Source organism: Bacillus sp. FSL M8-0256 (genome assembly GCF_038005765.1).
Lineage (GTDB): Bacteria > Bacillota > Bacilli > Bacillales > Bacillaceae > Bacillus > Bacillus safensis.
In genome coordinates, this window is sequence record NZ_JBBOTU010000001.1 from 2,356,595 (window position 1) to 2,373,933 (window position 17,339).

Genomic DNA, 17,339 nt, shown 5'->3' on the forward strand with positions numbered 1-17,339 from the left:
GCCTTCTTCGAGAGGATTTATAACCGGCAGCTTTAGAAAATGATTGGATAAATTGATAAAAGAAAAAGACGATTTTATGGGTATATACGCCGGCTTTTACACAACATATAAAAAAGGCAGCTGATGATTCAGCTACCCTGTTGTTTTGACATCATTTGCTTGGTGCAATAGTTCTTTTGCATGCTGTTTTGTCAGCTCAGTCACTTCCACACCGGCAATCATCCGGCCAATTTCACTCACTTTTTCTTCATGACTTAATGGTTTGACACTCGTCAGTGTTCTGCCCGCTTTCGAGCGTTTCGAAATGAAGAGATGTGTGTCAGCCATTGCGGCTACTTGAGGCAGGTGTGTAATACAGAGCACTTGTGATCCAGACGCAACTTTGTAAATTTTCTCAGCAATGGCTTGTGCCACTCTGCCGCTGACGCCTGTATCAACTTCATCGAAAATAATGGATGTGACGTCTTGTTTAGCTGAGAAAATACTCTTCACAGCGAGCATGACACGTGAAATTTCTCCACCTGAGGCTACTTTCGATAAAGATTTCATCGGTTCGCCTGTATTTGTAGAAATGACAAATTGGGCTTGGTCGATTCCATTTTTCCCGAGCTGCACAGGTTTTCCGTCTAATAGCGGACAATCGGTGCTGCCAAATGGCGCATATCGAACAGAAAAAGCTGTGTCAAATGATGACTTCTCCATATACAAATCCTTGAGCTCTGTTTGGATTTGCTTCGCTAGCTTTTTGGCCCATTTTTTACGCAGCTCCGAAACGTTAAGTGCTTCGAGCAGGGCGTCACGGCTCATCGCATCTAATTTATTTTTGAGCGTCTGCAGATGGCTGTCTCGATTTTGGATTTGATCTATTTCTTCTTCAATCTTCGCCGCATACTCCAAAATTTCTTCAACGGTTGTGCCGTATTTTCGTTTTAGCTGCTTCATTTCATTCAGCCTGGATTCAATAAAATCAAGACGAGCCGGGTCGAATTCTAATTGATCCAGCATGCTCCGCATTTGGAAGGTTGAATCCTCTAATAAGTAGTAGGAGTTCGACACTTGTTCAGATAGCTTTTTCAAATCATCGTTGATCTCAGACACCTGATCAAGCTCGCTTGAAGACATACCAACCCAATCTAGCCCTCCTTGCTCATTACGCAAGGCGTTATACGCGTTTTGGAGTGAGGAATAGATTTTTTCGTAGTTGCTGATTTGATGACGCTCTTCCTGAAGCTTCTCATCTTCTCCCGGCTCTAATTGTGCCGCCTCAATCTCCTCTAGCTGAAATTGCAGTAAATCTAAGCGGTGCACCATTTCCTGCTCATTCTCAGACAGCTGCCTTAGCTTTTGGGCCGTCTTCATATATTGATCATATGCTTCTTGATACTGCATGAGAGCCGGTGCAATGTCTTCTGCTCCAAATTGATCGAGCAAATGCAGATGATTTTCATCTTCCATGAGCAGCTGGTTATCGTGCTGTCCATGTATATCAAGCAAAAGCCGTCCTACTTCCCGTAAAAGTGAGATGGTGACAAGCTTTCCATTAATCCGGCAAATGCTTTTCCCGCTGTTATTAATGTCACGGCGGAGGATCATCATTTCATCTGATGCGTCAATTCCCTGCTCTTCGCATAGAGCAAATACAGGGTGATCGGCTGGTACAAGAAAAAGCCCTTCCAGCTCTGCCTTTTTTTCACCGTAGCGGACAAATTCAGAGGATCCTCTTCCTCCCACGAGAAGTGAGACAGCGTCAATCATGATGGATTTTCCGGCACCTGTTTCCCCCGTTAGAACCGTGAGTCCTTTTTCAAATGAAACCGTTAACTCTTCAATGATTGCAAAGTTTTTAATGGTTAGTTCTGCTAACACTCATTTGACACCTCTTTTAGTAAACCTGATTCTTTATAGAAGCTCTAAAATTTTGCTCGAAACTGTCTCTGTATCATCTGGGGTGCGGCAAATGATTAAAATCGTATCATCCCCGCAAATCGTTCCCATAATTTCTTCCCAATCTAAATTATCCATTAAAGCACCAATCGCCTGAGCATTACCCGGCATTGTTTTCAGAACAATTAAATGACTGGCAGCATCCATTTTAATAAATGCATCCATTAGGGATCGCTTCAGCTTTGACAGCGGGTTAAACCGCTGATCTGCAGGAAGACTGTATTTATATGTTCCATTGTTCGTCGGAACTTTCACTAAATGCAACTCTTTAATATCCCTAGAAACGGTCGCTTGTGTGATGTTATATCCATCGGCTTTCAAAATATCGACCAATTCATCTTGTGTTTCAATTTCTTGGCTTGCAATGATTTCTCTTATTTTAATATGCCTTTGACCTTTATTCATATTTGACCCCCCTAGGCGTTTCATTCTCAGTTTGTCTTTACGTTCTATGTTATATGATGCACACTTCAAAAAACAAGCATTACGTGAGATACGGCCAATTCTTGTCTTTTGACCATGTAAAAAGGAATAATAGCGAGCTATTATTCCTTTCAGCGTGTAGACAAACCCTCGCATTCGGTGTCAGTCCTGCGCGCTGGTGCTCACGAATGTCAAATTCGCTCCGCAAAAGTAGCTGAACTTCCTAGACTTCAAAGGTTTTCTATCACGCTGAAAAGAAGACAAAGGGCTAAAATAAAGATCATTTTAACCCTTTGTCAACAATCTGAAAAGGAATAATAGCGAGCTATTATTCCTTTTGTTTCAATGATTTCATGTGTCAGCCGGCTCAGGGCTGTTTTTCTTTTCTTTCAATACGGAATGGGCTTCCTTGACGACCTTCTCAAGTTCTGAAGCAGGAAGTGCCGCATTTTCTTCTTGATCAGGATGAAGCACTAAATGAAGCAGAAATTCAATATTTCCATCTCCACCAGTGATAGGCGAAAATGATACATCCTTTACATCATAGCCTTCTTTTGCAGCAAATTGATTCATCTCTTCTAGTACACCAAGGTGGACAGACGGCTCACGCACGATGCCTTTTTTCCCAACAAGCTCTCTGCCTGCTTCAAATTGAGGCTTGACGAGCGCAATACAGTCACCACCCGGAACAAGAATATGCTTTAAAGCCGGCAGAATGAGTTTGAGTGAGATAAAAGATACATCAATCGATGCCACTTCTGGCAATCCTTCAGTAAAATCAGCTGGAACGGAATGGCGGAAATTGGTGCGCTCCATGACGATGACCCTGTCATCCTGCCTTAATTTCCACGCAAGCTGATTGTAGCCAACGTCTACAGCATATGATTTGACTGCTCCATTTTGAAGAGCACAATCTGTAAATCCGCCTGTTGATGAGCCAATATCAATCAGCAATTTCCCTTCAACTGTCAGATCAAATTCTTTAAGCGCTTTTTCAAGCTTTAACCCGCCGCGGCTTACGTATTTGAGAGGGTTCCCCTTCACTGTAAGCGGGGTATCACGAGCAATTTTCTCGCCTGGTTTATCCAAACGGGTTTCATTTGAGTAAACGATCCCTGCCATGATGGCACGCTTTGCTTTCTCTCTTGTTTCCATTAGTCCTTGTTCGACTAATAAAACGTCAAGTCGTTCTTTCTTTGATGTCATGATCCAATTCCTTTTCTTGGTGCTGCTGGAAGCAGGTCACGTAAAGTCTCAGCAACCTGTGCTTTCGTCAGTCCAATTTCTTCAAGCAGGGCATCAACACTTCCATGCTCAATAAATTGATCTGGGATACCCATACGTTCTACTTTGATATGTGATGCTTTCTTGTCGTGTAAATATTCTAACACGCTGCTGCCAAACCCGCCTTGAAGCACAGCTTCTTCAATCGTTAAAATCGGAATCCCTTCAGAAAGAATGTCATGTAGCATCGCTTCATCAAGCGGCTTAATAAACCGAGCGTTGACGACACGAATTGATTTCCCTTCTTTTTGAAGTTCCTCAGCTGCTTGCAGCGCCATTTTAATCGTCGTTCCGAATGTTAAGATGACGGCATCCTTCCCTGGACGAAGAACCTCCCAGGACCCAATCGGAATGGTTTTCAGCTGTTCATCCATTTTCACGCCAAGACCATTTCCGCGTGGGAAACGCATGGCAATAGGACCGTCATCATACTGAATGGCTGTATTGACCATGTGCTGGCCTTCATTTTCATCCTTCGGCATCATGAGCACCATATTCGGCATATGACGCATGAAGGCAATATCAAACACACCTTGATGCGTTTCTCCATCTGCACCGACAAGACCCGCACGGTCAATTCCGATAAAAACATTGAGGTTTTGGCGGCAAATATCATGCAGCACTTGATCATAAGCTCTTTGCAGGAATGTTGAATAGATCGCTAAAAATGGCTTCATATCCTGCGTCGCAAGCCCAGCTGCCATTGTGGCTGCATGCTGCTCAGCAATTCCTACATCAAACATTCGCTCTGGAAATTCCTTTGCAAAGCCTTCAAGTTTTGAGCCAACAGGCATCGCAGGCGTGATGGCCACAATTCGCTCATCTTTCCGCGCAAGCTTTCTGACTGTTTCACTGACAAGACCACTCCATGACGGTGCAGCAGCTGCTGGTTTTACAAAATCACCTGTATCAATTTTGTATGGACCTGTGCCGTGCCAAGTCCCGATTTTATCGGATTCTGCCGGCTGATAGCCTTTTCCTTTTTTCGTGATGACATGCAGCAGGACAGGACCTTTTGTTTTCTTTGCATATTCAAGGTTTTCAAAAAGATCTTCATAAGAATGTCCATCAACAGGACCTAAGTAAGTGAATCCCATTTCCTCAAAGAACATGCCAGACACTAGTAAATACTTGAGGCTGTCTTTAATACGTTCTGCTGTGGCAGCAAGCTTTCCGCCTACAGCTGGGATCCGCTTAAATAAATACTCGAGCTCGTCCTTTACCCATTGGTACTTGCCTGCTGTGCGCAGTCTGCCAAGCATGGTGTGAATTGCACCGACGTTTGGTGCAATACTCATTTCATTATCGTTTAAGATAACGATCATGTCTTTCTTTTCATCACCGATATGATTCAGAGCTTCAAGCGCCATACCTCCGGTTAATGCACCATCTCCGATAATCGGCAGGATATATTCATCTGTCCCTTTAATATCCCGCGCCGCCGCCATACCCATCGCGCCAGATAATGACGTTGAGCTGTGGCCTGTTTCCCAAACATCATGCTCACTTTCATTTCGTTTAGGAAAACCGCAAAGTCCTTTATATTGACGAAGTGTATCAAACTCCGCCCCTCTTCCAGTTAACAGCTTGTGAACATAAGACTGATGTCCAACATCCCAAAGGAATTTGTCTTTCGGGCTGTCAAATACTTTATGAAGGGCAACCGTGAGTTCAACGACACCCAGGTTTGGACCGATATGCCCGCCAGAGTTAGCCAAGGACTCAATTAAAAACATGCGAATGTCAGCACTAAGCTCCTCTAATTCTGCATTTGACATTCCTTTTAGAAACGTTGGATTTTTTATTGATAAAAGATCCAATCAGGATCAACTCGCTTTCAACAAAATTTCTATCTACATATATAATGCCTTATTCCTATGAAAACCAAGCGGGAATAAGAGTTGTCTCATCATGATAAACTGTTTACAGTTTACCACAATTGCTCGAAGACCCTCAAATCTAGGCTGTTTTTAATGATCTCTTGAGGCGATCAGATCACATAACTCATGCAGCAATTGCTGCTCTAATTCAAGATTTGAGACAATTTCTTTTGCACGTGTGATGTGCTCGTGCAGCTTTTCTTTTGCTCCTGAAAGCGTTAATAAAGAAGGATATGTCGACTTTTCATTCGCTGTATCAGAGCCGACTCGTTTTCCTATTTTTTCTTCGCTTCCTTCGAGGTCTAAAATGTCATCACGGATTTGAAAAGCAATGCCAATATGATAGCTGAATTCTCTTAGTTTTTCGATATCCTCATCTGATGCTCCTGCCAGCATTGCACCTGCTGTGACGCTGAATGTGAGAAGCTTTCCTGTTTTCCGGGCATGAATGGATTCTAGTTCAGCAAGCGGGACTTGTTTTTGCTCTGCTTCCATGTCATCAAATTGACCGCCAACCATTCCTAGTGCACCTGCTGACCGCACAAGCTCATCTACGATTCTAAGCTTTTGGTCAGAAGTGACGCTGCTAGATAGCTGCGATGTAATGAGGCGAAAGCTTTCCGTTAAAAGTGCATCACCAGCGAGAACCGCTGTTGCTTCCCCGTATACTTTATGGTTAGTCGGCTTTCCTCTGCGAAGGTCATCATCGTCCATGCAAGGAAGGTCGTCATGTATCAAAGAATACGTATGAATCATTTCTACAGCACAGCCAACCGGTATGCCATCTTCTTCGTTTTTTCCGTAAGCATGTAATAAAGCAAGAACGAGAACAGGGCGAAGTCTTTTCCCTCCAGCTTCAAGAGAGTAAAGCATCGAAGATTTTAGTTCTTCTGGAATCTTCAATTCCTGAACATATGTAAATAAATAATCTTCAATGGCCTGTTTTCGTGTTGTTAAAAAATCCTGCAAATTACTTGTCACCAGCATCTGCCTCCTTCACCGAGAAAGGAGCCAGTTCACCGTCCTCTTTTAAAATGAAATCCATCTGCTTTTCAACGTGCTGTAATTTTTCATGGCAAAGCTTTGAAAGTGTCATGCCTTCTTGGAAATAATGAATGGCTTGCTCAAGTGGTACATCTCCTTCTTCGAGCTTCCCAACGATCTCCTCAAGACCTTTCATCGCTTCTTCAAATGTCATTTGTTCTTCTTTTTGTTTATTTGATTCTGTCATGATGATTGCCCCTCCTTCTCAATAACCTCACAAATCAGACGTCCATCCTTCATGGTGATAGCCAATTGATCCTTCGTATCGACTTGGTTCACACTTTTAATCAGTTCATCGTCTTTATAGGCTAAACTGTAGCCTCTTTCCATCACTTGAAGTGGATTTAATGCATTTAGTTTACCAAGAACAGATTGGAACTGCGAATGAATTGTTTTCATTTGCACATTCATGCTGCGGATGAGTTGTTCTGTTTCATTGGCATGGCGTTTTTTCGCCTGAAGCAGCTGCTCTTTTGGATGAAGCGGCTTCAGCCTGTATGTCTGGCGGTCTAGTTGACTGCGCTTTTGTTCAATTTGTCTCGTCAGCTGTTTTTGAAAACGGTCAAATACCAAATCGAATTGCTGCTCTTTTTGCTCCTGCAATCGTTTTGGAAAACGGAAGGCATAAGAGGATTGCAGCGCCACAAGACGGTCTTTCGCTTGTGATGTTCGATTCTTCACGGCCCTTGTAAGCCGAATGTCGATGGATTTGATTCGTTCTATTAAATCGGCTGTGCTTGGAACAGCGAGCTCGGCTGCTCCTGTTGGTGTGGGTGCTCTCATGTCTGCAGTGAAATCACTGATCGTAAAGTCCGTTTCATGCCCCACTGCAGAAATGATTGGAATGTCTGATGCGAAGATTGCTCTTGCGACAGCTTCTTCATTAAAGGCCCAAAGTTCTTCGATCGAACCGCCTCCTCTTCCGACAATCAAGACATCACAGATCTGTTTTTCATTTGCTTCTTTGATCCGCTCTACGATTGAACGGATGGCATTTTCACCTTGGACAAGCGCCGGAAGCACAATGATTTTCGCCTGCTGATAACGCCGGTTAATCGTTGTGATGACATCTCGAACAGCCGCTCCTGTTGGGGATGTAATGACACCAACAACCTCTGGATATTCAGGAATTGGTTTTTTATAGCGCGCATCAAATAAGCCTTCACTTGCCAGCTTTTTCTTCAGCTCTTCATAAGCTAGATGAAGAGCACCAACACCATCAGGCTGCATTTCTTTTGCATATAATTGATAGTTGCCGCTTGGTTCATATACTTGAATCCCGCCGCGTACAAACACTTTCATTCCGCTTTTTGGTGAAAAAGGCAGCTTTGCTGCGGAACGCTGGAACATGACGGCTTGCATGCGTGCGTTTTCGTCTTTTAAGGTGAAGTACACATGACCTCTTGAATGAATCTTCACATTGGATAACTCACCTTTGATCCAAATATCTTCTAAATGCGGATCAACATCAAATTTTCTTTTTATGTATTTTGTAAGGGCTGTGACCGTCACAAAGGCTTTTTCACTCATGACGTATTCCTCCTCTTCAAAAACGCACATTCATCCACCGGCAGCATGCAGGTGGATGAATGGATAAAGCTTATGCTAATGTACGTTTTGCTGATTTAACCGTATTATGTGCAAGCATCGTAATCGTCATTGGACCGACTCCGCCAGGGACTGGTGTGATGTAAGAAGCTTTTTCTTTCGCTTCTTCAAAATCAACATCCCCAACAAGCTTCCCAGTATCCAATCTATTGACTCCTACATCGATGACAATTGCGCCTTCTTTGATTTGGTCAGCTTTTATAAAGTTTGCTCGACCGACGGCAACAACTAAAATGTCCGCTTTTAACGTATGTTCTGAAATATTCGCCGTTCTTGAATGGCAGTAAGTAACCGTTGCATTTTCGTTTAACAGCAATTGTCCCACTGGTTTGCCGACAATATTGCTGCGCCCTACAACAACCACTTCTTTTCCAGAAAGACTGACACCCGTTTTATTCAGTAATTCAACAATGCCTGCTGGTGTACAAGGTAGGAATGTATCTTCTCCAAGCAGCATTTTCCCGATATTTAATGGATGGAAACCATCTACATCTTTCTCAGGTGAAATACGTTCAATGACGGCTTTTTCAGAAATATGTTTTGGCAGTGGAAGTTGAACAAGAATCCCGTGGAATTGATCGTTCGCATTGTACTGATCAATCAGCTGAAGCAATTCTTCTTCTGTTAAAGAAGCATCTAAATGATCAAGCTGAAAGTGCATGCCCATTGCTTCTGCTGCTTTTTTCTTCCCGCGTACGTAAGAAAGTGAAGCCGGATCATCACCGATTAGAATAACGGCAAGACCAGGTGTGACTCCTTTTTGTTTTAGCTCTTCTACTTCTTTTGCTAATTGTTCACGTTTTTCTTTTGCTGTTTCTTTCCCATCGATGATTGTTGCTGTCATGTCGAATCCTCCTATTGCTGCTTTAGGTCGTTTTTAATGTTCGAAAGTACACCATTTACAAATTTCGGTGCTTTATCATCGCCGAATAATTTGGCGAGTTCAATCGCTTCATTCATTGAGACACTAACTGGGATGTCTTCTTGATACACCATCTCGTACACAGACAGCCTTAAAATGGCTCTGTCTACGTTTGCAATACGATCGAGTTTCCAATTCACTAGATGCTGCGAGATCATGTCATCAAGCTTGTCCTTTTGTTCAAGCACACCGAAAACCAGTTCCTCGAAAAAAGGATCTGATTCTTGTTCATCCAGCGCATGTGTAATGGCCTCTTTCGGATCAATATTGCTCACATCAATTTGAAATAATGTTTGTAGCGCCTTTTCTCTTGCAGTTCTTCTTTTCATTATTTACTCCTTTAACCACTTTATCCGCTTGTCGTTAAGCCATACTGAGATCATAACATATTTTGACCGTGGTCGCACCAAGATCCATGCGAGCTGTGACGAAAAACGAATCAATCCACGCGTCACGTTATCAATATTCGGAAATTACTCAAAAATGGGCTTTAAAAAACCAAAGAGGCAATGCCTCCTTGGTTTCACTTGAACCTTATTTTACATTTCTTGATCTACTTCAGCCTCAGGTGCTTTTGTTTCAAATTGAATGCCAACGACATGAATGTTAATTTCATTAATCGTTAAGGCAGTCATGTTCAAAAGGGTTTGACGGATATTTTCTTGTACAGCAGTGGATACCTTTGGAATGGATAGGCCAAATTCAACCACACAATACACATCGATTGTGATGCCTTCATCAGAGACATCTACTTTTACACCTTTACGGTGATTTTTCTTACCAAAGCGTTCTGCTACATCAGCAGCGAAATTGCCGCGCATTTCGGCAATGCCTTCGACTTCTGAAGCGGCGATCCCAGCAATGACTTCAATCACTTCTGGTGCAATTTGCACTTTTCCCAATTGATCCTCATCAAGGTTCATTTCAAGCAAATTGTTTTCTGACACGATCATTCACCTCCGAAAGCTGTGATTATTTCATGATTTGGTATGTTTCTAAAAACTTCGTATTAAAGTTACCGCTCACAAATGTTTCATGCTCGAGCAATCTAAGGTGGAATGGAATCGTTGTGTAGACTCCTTCAATGACGAATTCTTGAAGCGCACGTTTCATTTTCGCAATCGCTTCTTCTCTTGTCTTACCATATGTGATCACTTTTGCAATCATGCTGTCATAATATGGCGGAATCACATAGCCCGGATAAGCGGCAGAATCAACACGTACACCTAAACCGCCTGGCGGAAGATACATTTTAATTTCACCAGCTGAAGGCATGAAGTTTTTCTCTGGGTTCTCTGCATTGATGCGGCATTCGATCGCCCAGCCTTCATATACGACATCCTCTTGTGTAAGAGAAAGCTTCTCACCTGATTCAACCTTGATCTGTTCTTTGATCAAGTCTACACCTGTGACCATTTCTGTCACAGGATGCTCTACTTGAATACGAGTATTCATTTCCATGAAGTAGAACTTCTCTTCATTATAATCATAAATGAATTCGACTGTTCCAGCACCTGTGTATTCAACAGCTTCTGCTGCTTTTACAGCTGCTTCACCCATTTGCTCACGAATGTCTGCATTTAGTGCTGGTGATGGCGTTTCTTCAAGAAGCTTTTGCATTCTTCTTTGGATCGAGCAATCACGCTCTCCTAAATGAATCGTATTGCCATGCTGATCTGCAAGCACTTGAATTTCCACATGTCTAAAGTCTTCAATGAACTTTTCTAAATAGACACCAGGGTTCCCAAAGTTTTGCGCCGCTTCCTGCTGCGTGATGGTGACTCCGTTAATAAGCTCTTCTTCTGTACGAGCCACACGGATCCCTTTACCGCCTCCGCCTGCAGTTGCTTTAATAATCACAGGATACCCAATACTAGCTGCTGTTGAAACAGCATCATCAAGATCTTTTACAATTCCTTGAGAACCAGGGACGATCGGAACGCCTGCATTCTTCATTGTTTCTCGCGCGACATCTTTCGTTCCCATTTTGGAAATCGCTGACGCAGTTGGTCCAACAAAGATTACATTACATTCCTCGCAAAGCTCTGCAAAGTCTGCATTTTCTGCTAAAAAGCCGTATCCTGGATGGATGGCATCTGTCCCTGTTAATTTTGCTACGCTGACAATATTCGTGACATTTAAATAACTATCTTTAGAAGCAGTCGGTCCGATGCAATATGCTTCATCAGCCATTTGTACATGCAGCGCATCGCGATCCGCTTCAGAAAATACCGCAACAGTTTCAATTCCAAGCTCTTTACAAGCGCGGATAATTCTAACTGCGATTTCTCCTCTGTTTGCAATTAATAGCTTTTTAATCATGATCGTACTCCTTACTCTGCTTTCACTAGAAAGAGGGGTTGTCCGAATTCTACAAGCTGACCGTTTTCAGCTAATACTTCGACGATTTCACCTTTTACTTCTGCTTCGATTTCATTAAACAGTTTCATCGCTTCCACGATACACACAACAGTGTTTTCCTTGACCTTGGAACCTGTTGTCACGTATGGATCTGCTTCTGGTGAAGAGGAAGCATAAAATGTGCCAACCATTGGGGATGTGATTTTATGCAGATTTTCAGACGCAGCTGCCTCTTGTGCAGGGGCTTCGGTCTGAGCTGGAGCTTGTGCTTTAGGAGCTTGTTGAGCTGGAGCTGCTTGGACAGGAGCCACTGGTGCTTGTGCCGCAACTTGCTGAACGACTTCTTTATTTTTCTTCAGTTTGATTTTTGCACCTTCGTTTTCGTACGTAAACTCATCGATAGTAGAGTCATCAATTAATTTAATCAGTTCATGAATTTCTTCGATTTTTAACATGGATTTGCACCCCTATGTATGGATTTATCTTTTTATTATAGGCTAGTACTAAAAGTACATACTATAACCATCTTACAGGAGGATTTCGATGAATTCAACTACTATTGTGGTGAAGCGCCTCGCGTAAGCACCTTGGAGAGGGCGTCAAGCCGCATCAAAAAACGCCCTTTTCCGCAAAGGGCGCCAGTTCATTTTTATTGATTAGTGGGCTCAAAAGTGACAGCTACGTTATCAAGACCTCTCATTTCTTTTGTGACCATATCAATAATATCGGCCGCTTGAGATTTTGATTTTTTATCAGAACGAACCGTGATGCTCACTTTATCCCCTTCAGCACTTACGAGCGCATCTTTATAGCCTTTTGTTTTGATCAATGTCTCAAGCTGACGCTCAGTTCCTTCTGCTTCACTGAGCGCTGTCATTTGATCGTATGCTTCACTTTTTTCTTGTGCTGTTGCATCGTCACTGGAGACAATTTCGTTGTATTCTTCGCGCTGCTTGCTTCGTTTATCTTCAAGCTCTAGTCTGTATGTTGTAAAAAGCTCATCGTCTGTTTGCTCTGACACAGCCTTTCCTTCTTCACCGCTTGTTTCGATATCCTCTTGTTTGCCGTTTGTTTCTTTGTCAGTGGATTTCTTATCAGCGCCTTTGTCCGTCCCTTTTTCTGTTTCAACTTTTTTCTCTTCAGTGCCTTTTGATTTCGTATCTTCTACTGTCACTGCATTTTCACCCTGTGGAGACATGATATAGTACACACTTAATACGACAACTAAACTTAGCATCGTTAATAGCCAAACCGTTTGTTTTTTTAACATCATTCCGAATCCTCCTTGATTTTTTTAGGGGCAACAGCCACTCTATGGCTCGGTACATCAAGCACTCGTGTAACCGCTTCAATGATGGTTTTCTTTATTTGAACGTTGTCTACTCCTTGAGCAACAACGAGGACACCTCGGATTTCTGGTTTTTTCGTTTGAACAACGACTGGTGTTTCTTCATTGCCATTTTTGATGATGACGACTTCTTCTTCTTTTGTTTGATCAGTGACACTTCGTACGCCGCCTTCTTTATCTGTTTCCTCGGTCGTTGTACTTTTATTGGATTTGTTTTTTTCAAACACTTTTAAAGACGTTGCATCTACATTGACCACAATGGATACATCCTCAACGCCGATGATGGTCTCTAAAATTTCTTTCAGCTGATTTTCGTATTCTTGCTCCACATCCTCAATTGAATTTTTTGGTTTACCTGAGGATGCCGGTTTGAATACCTCCTGCTCTTCTGAGGATGTTTTTTTAGAAGCAGGAACCGCAGCTTGTTGTTTGCTTGATGGCGGTGACAAGATTTGACTGACTAACATGAAAGATACGCCGATAATGAATACAAGCAGCAAGTAATGGTGCTTCGTTAATTTGGGTTTCCCTTCACCTTTTTCAGGCGGCTGGAAGAATGATTTCAGCTTTTGTTTCCAGTCCTTGTTATTCATGATCTGCTGCGTCACCTCCCTCAATGTTCAGCGCGATGTGCTCAGGACTCGTATTCCAAACATCAGCAAGTGTCTCTTTCACCCTCGTGATCTCTTTGCTAGAAGATCCAGCGCTTTCCTCCTTTTGCTTGGAGAGATCAATGTCCACCTTTGCCACCGTTTCTACAGAATCACCTGTGAGCGGGGAAAGAACTGCTTTGATGCGAAATTGATCCGCCTCCATATTCTGATCCAGATGCTCCTCATCAGCCAGCACTTCTACGTGTTTCATTACATAGCTCTCCTTCTCCAGTGGCTCCTTTGCGCTTTTTTCTAGTTGGACAGCCATTTGCTTTAAAATATATGCACGCTGAGAGGCTTGTATTTCTTTTTTTTCTAAATTCATCTGATTTTTTATTTCTTCTGACTGCGCTTCTTCCTTCCCTTTCATCAATTCTGAAAAAATTTGATCAGGATCAGCTCGAAATAAAGCAAAAATCGGATTGAGCATCACCACGATTAGCAGCAGGCTGACGACCATTTTTGCATACTTTTGCATGCTCGAATTGGGAAGCAGAAGATCAATAACAATCGCAAATAAGATAAAAAGAATAATACTTGTGATCCATTCCGTGAGAAAACTCAAAAGGTGTCCCCTCCTTACTTCATCATCATGGTCAGGTTACCAGCAGTGATGATGACGGTAATGCTTAAAAAGAACATGAGCGACACAACAGCAAGTGCGGCAAATATATACAGCACACTTTTTGAAATGACATCAAGACAGCTGATGATGGGTCCGCCCCCTAACGGCTGAAGGATGGCAGCAGCAAGCTTATAGATAAGGGCTAACGAAAGCACTTTAATCGCCGGGAAAGCGGCAATTGAAATCAAAATGGCGACCCCAACTAGTCCGACTGTATTTTTGAGTAAAACAGAGGCGCTGATCACGGTATCGGTCGCATCTGTAAACATTCTGCCTAGGACAGGGATGAAGTTTCCGGTAATGAATTTGGCTGTACGAAGAGCGATTCCATCCGTAACGGCCGCAGATGCACCCTGAACGGAAATGACGCCGAGAAAAACGGTTAAAAAAACGGCAAGCCCGCCAATTGCCACATTTCTTAACAGCTGGGCAAGCTGGGTGACCTTGTATTGTTCGGTCAGCGTACTGATAATGCTCAATATTGCAGATAAAAAGATGAGCGGGAGAACGACATACTGAATGAAAACACCGCTCGTGTTCATTAAAAATATAATAACGGGATGAAAGAATCCGGCTGAGACAAGCCCGCCTGATGAAGCAATAAGCGCTAGTAAAAGAGGAATAAGAGCAAGAATAAAACTGGTCATCGTTTGAATGGCTTCTGTAGCATAGGAAATCGCCACATGAAAGCTGTTAAGTGCAATAATAATCAGCACCATATAAACAAGAGCATATGCGACTTTGCTGACGGTGCTTTGTTCAAAGGCATTTTGTAAAAGCTGCAAAAGCGAACAAAAGATGGTGAGTAAAATCAGAGTACCTAGAAGCTTTCCGTTTGCAATGACCTCGTGAAACAGATAATGTACAAAGGCTTTCAGCCATGTTTGGGGAGACAGCTCTTTATCGCCGTCAATCATTTCCTTCACTGTGCCCTTTTGGCTTTCTGGCAAAAAGCCGCCATACTCGTCCAAAATGGTTTCCCAAAAGTCACTGATGGAATGAAGCTCAAGTGCATCAGCCTGTCCATTCGCCACTTCCTGTGCTGCTGGCTGTTCATTAGATAAAGGTTCTTTTTCTTCTGCCCCTGCATGCGGAGCAATCAGCCAAAAGAAAAGCATCAATCCCATTACAGCGGTCACCCGTTTCATTGTCATCACCTCTTTTCATTTACGTCATGGACGGGATCATTCCTAAGATCGTCTCAATGATGACTGTTAAAATCGGGACTGCCATCACCAAGATGAGAATCTTGCCGCCTAGCTCTATTTTGGATGCAATGGCGCCTTGTCCAGCATCCTTCGTCAGCTGAGCGCCAAATTCCGCAATATAGGCAATGCCAATAATCTTCAATATGGTTTCAACATACTTCATATTGACGCCGGCACTTGCTGCAATTTTTTCAATCATCGAGATAATGGCATAGATTTGATCAATTAAATAAAGAAAAATGACACATCCGGTAAAAACAACAAGCATAAAGGCGAAGGTTGGCTTTTGTTCTTTGACGATTAATGCTAAAAAAGTAGCGATTAAACCAAGTCCAACAATTTGTATGATTTCGATTTGTAAGCCCTCCCCTATCCTTGAAATAGAAATACGGCTTTAATCTTTTTAAACAAATCGTCTACAATGGTTGCCACCATAAACAAAATGTAGATAAACCCAAGCAGCGTCACCCACTGAGCGTACTCTTTCTTCCCCATTTGGTCTAAAATCGTATGGAGAAAGGCCACGACGATGCCTACTCCGGCAATTTGAAAAATGACGTTTACATCAACGCCCATGCTCTCGACTCCCTTCCTCTCACATCAATAAAAGAATCAGTAGTAATCCGCTTAAAAATCCGAGGCTTCTGACCATTTTTTCATTTTTCGCTTGGGCGATTTCAGCTTCTTTCTCCTCTGATTCCAAATGGCCTAAAGCAAGCTTGATATACTTTTGCTGAGAAGTGACATCATGCTGGCCAAGTGTTTCTCCAAAGTGCTTCAACGCCTCATATTCGCCTTTTTTCAATACGGTTTTTTTCCAAACATCTTCAAGACTTTCGTTCCATGCATGGCGTGCAGAAAAAGTCCCCACTTTCAGCTTTTCTGCAAATTGTTCAAACAGCTGATTCACAGGTGGACCTACCTGCGCTGCAATTTGCTCTGCCGCCCGTGCTAAAGGGGTTTGACCATACATAATTTCAGCTTCAAGAGACTGGAGAGCAAACCGCAGCTGCCGAATTTGTTTAGGTCTGTCGCTATATCGTTTGGCAAACTCGAAGCCTCCCCAAGTCGTGGCCGCGACAATGAAAATAGCGCCAATGAGCTTTAACATACGTCCACTCCCCGCCTCCATTTCATCTCTTGGCCGTCCCCGCCGTACATTCGCCCGATCGTGCCAGGCCCATTGTTTCGATTTAATTCAACATATCGTTCAAACACACGAAGCTCCCATAACGGTTTAAAAGAAGGTCGTTTATATACATCTTCAAGTGAATAGCCATGAGCTGAGACGATGATGTTGACTCCGGCATGAATCGCTTCTAACAGTGCCTCGACATCCTCACTTTTTCCGATTTCATCGACAATCATGACCTCTGGGCTCATAGACCGAATCATCATCATCAACCCTTCAGCCTTTGGACATGCATCGAGTACATCAATCCGGTGGCCAAAATGGTGCTGCGGCACCCCTCTTATACATCCGGCAATTTCAGAACGCTCATCAATAATGCCTGTTTTTCTAGGAGGAATGGTTTTTGTGCCTGTACTAGCAAGACGTGCTATATCCCGGAGCAATGTGGTTTTCCCCGTTTGCGGGGGGCCGATGATGAGTGTATTGTGCCAGTGCTCTTCATATAAATAAGGAAGAAAAGGAAGCGCAATCCCGATTTTTTCTTTGGCAATGCGGATATTAAATGAAGAGATATCTCTTAACCCTTTGACAAATCCGTTTTCAACGATCACCTTTCCAGCAAGTCCTACCCGGTGTCCGCCAGATATCGTGATATAGCCCTGTTTTAGCTCTTCCTCAAGTGTGTACATGCTGTAATTGCTCAGCCTGCCTAATAGCTGAGACGCATCTTCCCAAGTTGTGTGATAAGAAAGGAAACGTGGTTTTCCTCCCTGCATTAATTCAATAGGACGATCCGTGCGAATGCGGATTTCTTCTATTTGCGCCCATTCTGCCTCTTTTAGCAGCCTGAGTTCTTGTCCAATCGAGTGCGGGAGAATATCCAACAAACTCCGCAACGAATTCCCCT

At 43.0% G+C, this 17,339-nt stretch carries 20 protein-coding genes; all 20 read right to left on the reverse strand.

The window, feature by feature from the left end; translation table 11 throughout:
• Nucleotides 1-132: 132 nt before the first annotated feature.
• Entirely contained in the window at nt 133-1,866 is a 1,734-nt protein-coding gene (gene recN / locus NSQ76_RS12015; RefSeq protein WP_252049572.1) for a DNA repair protein RecN, read from the reverse strand.
• 33 nt (nt 1,867-1,899) lie between these two features.
• Nucleotides 1,900-2,349 carry a transcriptional regulator AhrC/ArgR gene (ahrC, locus tag NSQ76_RS12020; RefSeq protein WP_024422938.1) on the reverse strand — a complete coding sequence of 150 codons (450 nt, stop codon included), beginning with the start codon at nt 2,347-2,349 and terminating at the stop codon, nt 1,900-1,902.
• 369 nt (nt 2,350-2,718) lie between these two features.
• The gene (locus tag NSQ76_RS12025) at nt 2,719-3,573 is read right to left on the reverse strand and encodes a TlyA family RNA methyltransferase (RefSeq protein ID WP_025092991.1); all 855 of its coding nucleotides are present in this window, start codon (nt 3,571-3,573) and stop codon (nt 2,719-2,721) included.
• Complete coding sequence (gene dxs / locus NSQ76_RS12030) at nt 3,570-5,471, reverse strand: 1-deoxy-D-xylulose-5-phosphate synthase (protein ID WP_024428010.1); 1,902 nt, start codon at nt 5,469-5,471, stop codon at nt 3,570-3,572. Before dxs ends, NSQ76_RS12025 begins: the two co-directional genes overlap by 4 nt.
• 150 nt (nt 5,472-5,621) lie before the next feature.
• On the reverse strand, nt 5,622-6,518 hold the full coding sequence (locus NSQ76_RS12035) for a polyprenyl synthetase family protein (RefSeq protein ID WP_445661668.1): 897 nt from the start codon (nt 6,516-6,518) through the stop codon (nt 5,622-5,624).
• Nucleotides 6,502-6,762: an exodeoxyribonuclease VII small subunit gene (locus NSQ76_RS12040; RefSeq protein WP_003215880.1), complete on the reverse strand. Its 261-nt coding sequence runs from the start codon at nt 6,760-6,762 to the stop codon at nt 6,502-6,504. Before NSQ76_RS12040 ends, NSQ76_RS12035 begins: the two co-directional genes overlap by 17 nt.
• The gene (gene xseA, locus NSQ76_RS12045) at nt 6,759-8,105 is read right to left on the reverse strand and encodes an exodeoxyribonuclease VII large subunit (protein WP_041106829.1); all 1,347 of its coding nucleotides are present in this window, start codon (nt 8,103-8,105) and stop codon (nt 6,759-6,761) included. The genes NSQ76_RS12040 and xseA overlap by 4 nt, the downstream gene beginning before the upstream one ends.
• 70 nt (nt 8,106-8,175) lie before the next feature.
• Nucleotides 8,176-9,027, reverse strand: a complete 852-nt coding sequence (gene folD / locus NSQ76_RS12050) for a bifunctional methylenetetrahydrofolate dehydrogenase/methenyltetrahydrofolate cyclohydrolase FolD (RefSeq protein ID WP_024422943.1) — start codon at nt 9,025-9,027, stop codon at nt 8,176-8,178.
• Nucleotides 9,028-9,038: 11 nt separating this feature from the next.
• Complete coding sequence (gene nusB / locus NSQ76_RS12055) at nt 9,039-9,434, reverse strand: transcription antitermination factor NusB (protein WP_012010530.1); 396 nt, start codon at nt 9,432-9,434, stop codon at nt 9,039-9,041.
• Nucleotides 9,435-9,644: 210 nt separating this feature from the next.
• Nucleotides 9,645-10,052: an Asp23/Gls24 family envelope stress response protein gene (locus tag NSQ76_RS12060; RefSeq protein WP_024422944.1), complete on the reverse strand. Its 408-nt coding sequence runs from the start codon at nt 10,050-10,052 to the stop codon at nt 9,645-9,647.
• A gap of 25 nt (nt 10,053-10,077) precedes the next feature.
• Nucleotides 10,078-11,427 (reverse strand): acetyl-CoA carboxylase biotin carboxylase subunit, encoded by a 1,350-nt coding sequence (accC, locus tag NSQ76_RS12065; RefSeq protein ID WP_341054011.1) that lies wholly within the window; start codon nt 11,425-11,427, stop codon nt 10,078-10,080.
• An 11-nt stretch (nt 11,428-11,438) separates the two neighbouring features.
• Complete coding sequence (accB, locus tag NSQ76_RS12070) at nt 11,439-11,921, reverse strand: acetyl-CoA carboxylase biotin carboxyl carrier protein (protein ID WP_024428007.1); 483 nt, start codon at nt 11,919-11,921, stop codon at nt 11,439-11,441.
• Nucleotides 11,922-12,115: 194 nt separating this feature from the next.
• A complete protein-coding gene (locus tag NSQ76_RS12075) occupies nt 12,116-12,736 on the reverse strand; it encodes a SpoIIIAH-like family protein (protein WP_268414028.1) in 621 nt (206 codons plus the stop codon).
• Nucleotides 12,736-13,407, reverse strand: coding sequence for a stage III sporulation protein AG (spoIIIAG, locus tag NSQ76_RS12080; protein ID WP_024428005.1), 672 nt, complete (start codon nt 13,405-13,407; stop codon nt 12,736-12,738). Before spoIIIAG ends, NSQ76_RS12075 begins: the two co-directional genes overlap by 1 nt.
• The gene (gene spoIIIAF / locus NSQ76_RS12085) at nt 13,400-14,032 is read right to left on the reverse strand and encodes a stage III sporulation protein AF (RefSeq protein WP_135032090.1); all 633 of its coding nucleotides are present in this window, start codon (nt 14,030-14,032) and stop codon (nt 13,400-13,402) included. Before spoIIIAF ends, spoIIIAG begins: the two co-directional genes overlap by 8 nt.
• 14 nt (nt 14,033-14,046) lie before the next feature.
• Nucleotides 14,047-15,240, reverse strand: coding sequence for a stage III sporulation protein AE (gene spoIIIAE, locus NSQ76_RS12090; protein WP_024422950.1), 1,194 nt, complete (start codon nt 15,238-15,240; stop codon nt 14,047-14,049).
• Between the two features lie 19 nt (nt 15,241-15,259).
• A complete protein-coding gene (spoIIIAD, locus tag NSQ76_RS12095; protein WP_087978339.1) occupies nt 15,260-15,673 on the reverse strand; it encodes a stage III sporulation protein AD in 414 nt (137 codons plus the stop codon).
• The gene (gene spoIIIAC, locus NSQ76_RS12100; RefSeq protein WP_003153142.1) at nt 15,670-15,876 is read right to left on the reverse strand and encodes a stage III sporulation protein AC; all 207 of its coding nucleotides are present in this window, start codon (nt 15,874-15,876) and stop codon (nt 15,670-15,672) included. The genes spoIIIAD and spoIIIAC overlap by 4 nt, the downstream gene beginning before the upstream one ends.
• 19 nt (nt 15,877-15,895) lie before the next feature.
• On the reverse strand, nt 15,896-16,411 hold the full coding sequence (gene spoIIIAB, locus NSQ76_RS12105; RefSeq protein WP_024428003.1) for a stage III sporulation protein SpoIIIAB: 516 nt from the start codon (nt 16,409-16,411) through the stop codon (nt 15,896-15,898).
• Nucleotides 16,405-17,328, reverse strand: coding sequence for a stage III sporulation protein AA (gene spoIIIAA, locus NSQ76_RS12110; RefSeq protein WP_024428002.1), 924 nt, complete (start codon nt 17,326-17,328; stop codon nt 16,405-16,407). Before spoIIIAA ends, spoIIIAB begins: the two co-directional genes overlap by 7 nt.
• Nucleotides 17,329-17,339: the final 11 nt, after the last annotated feature.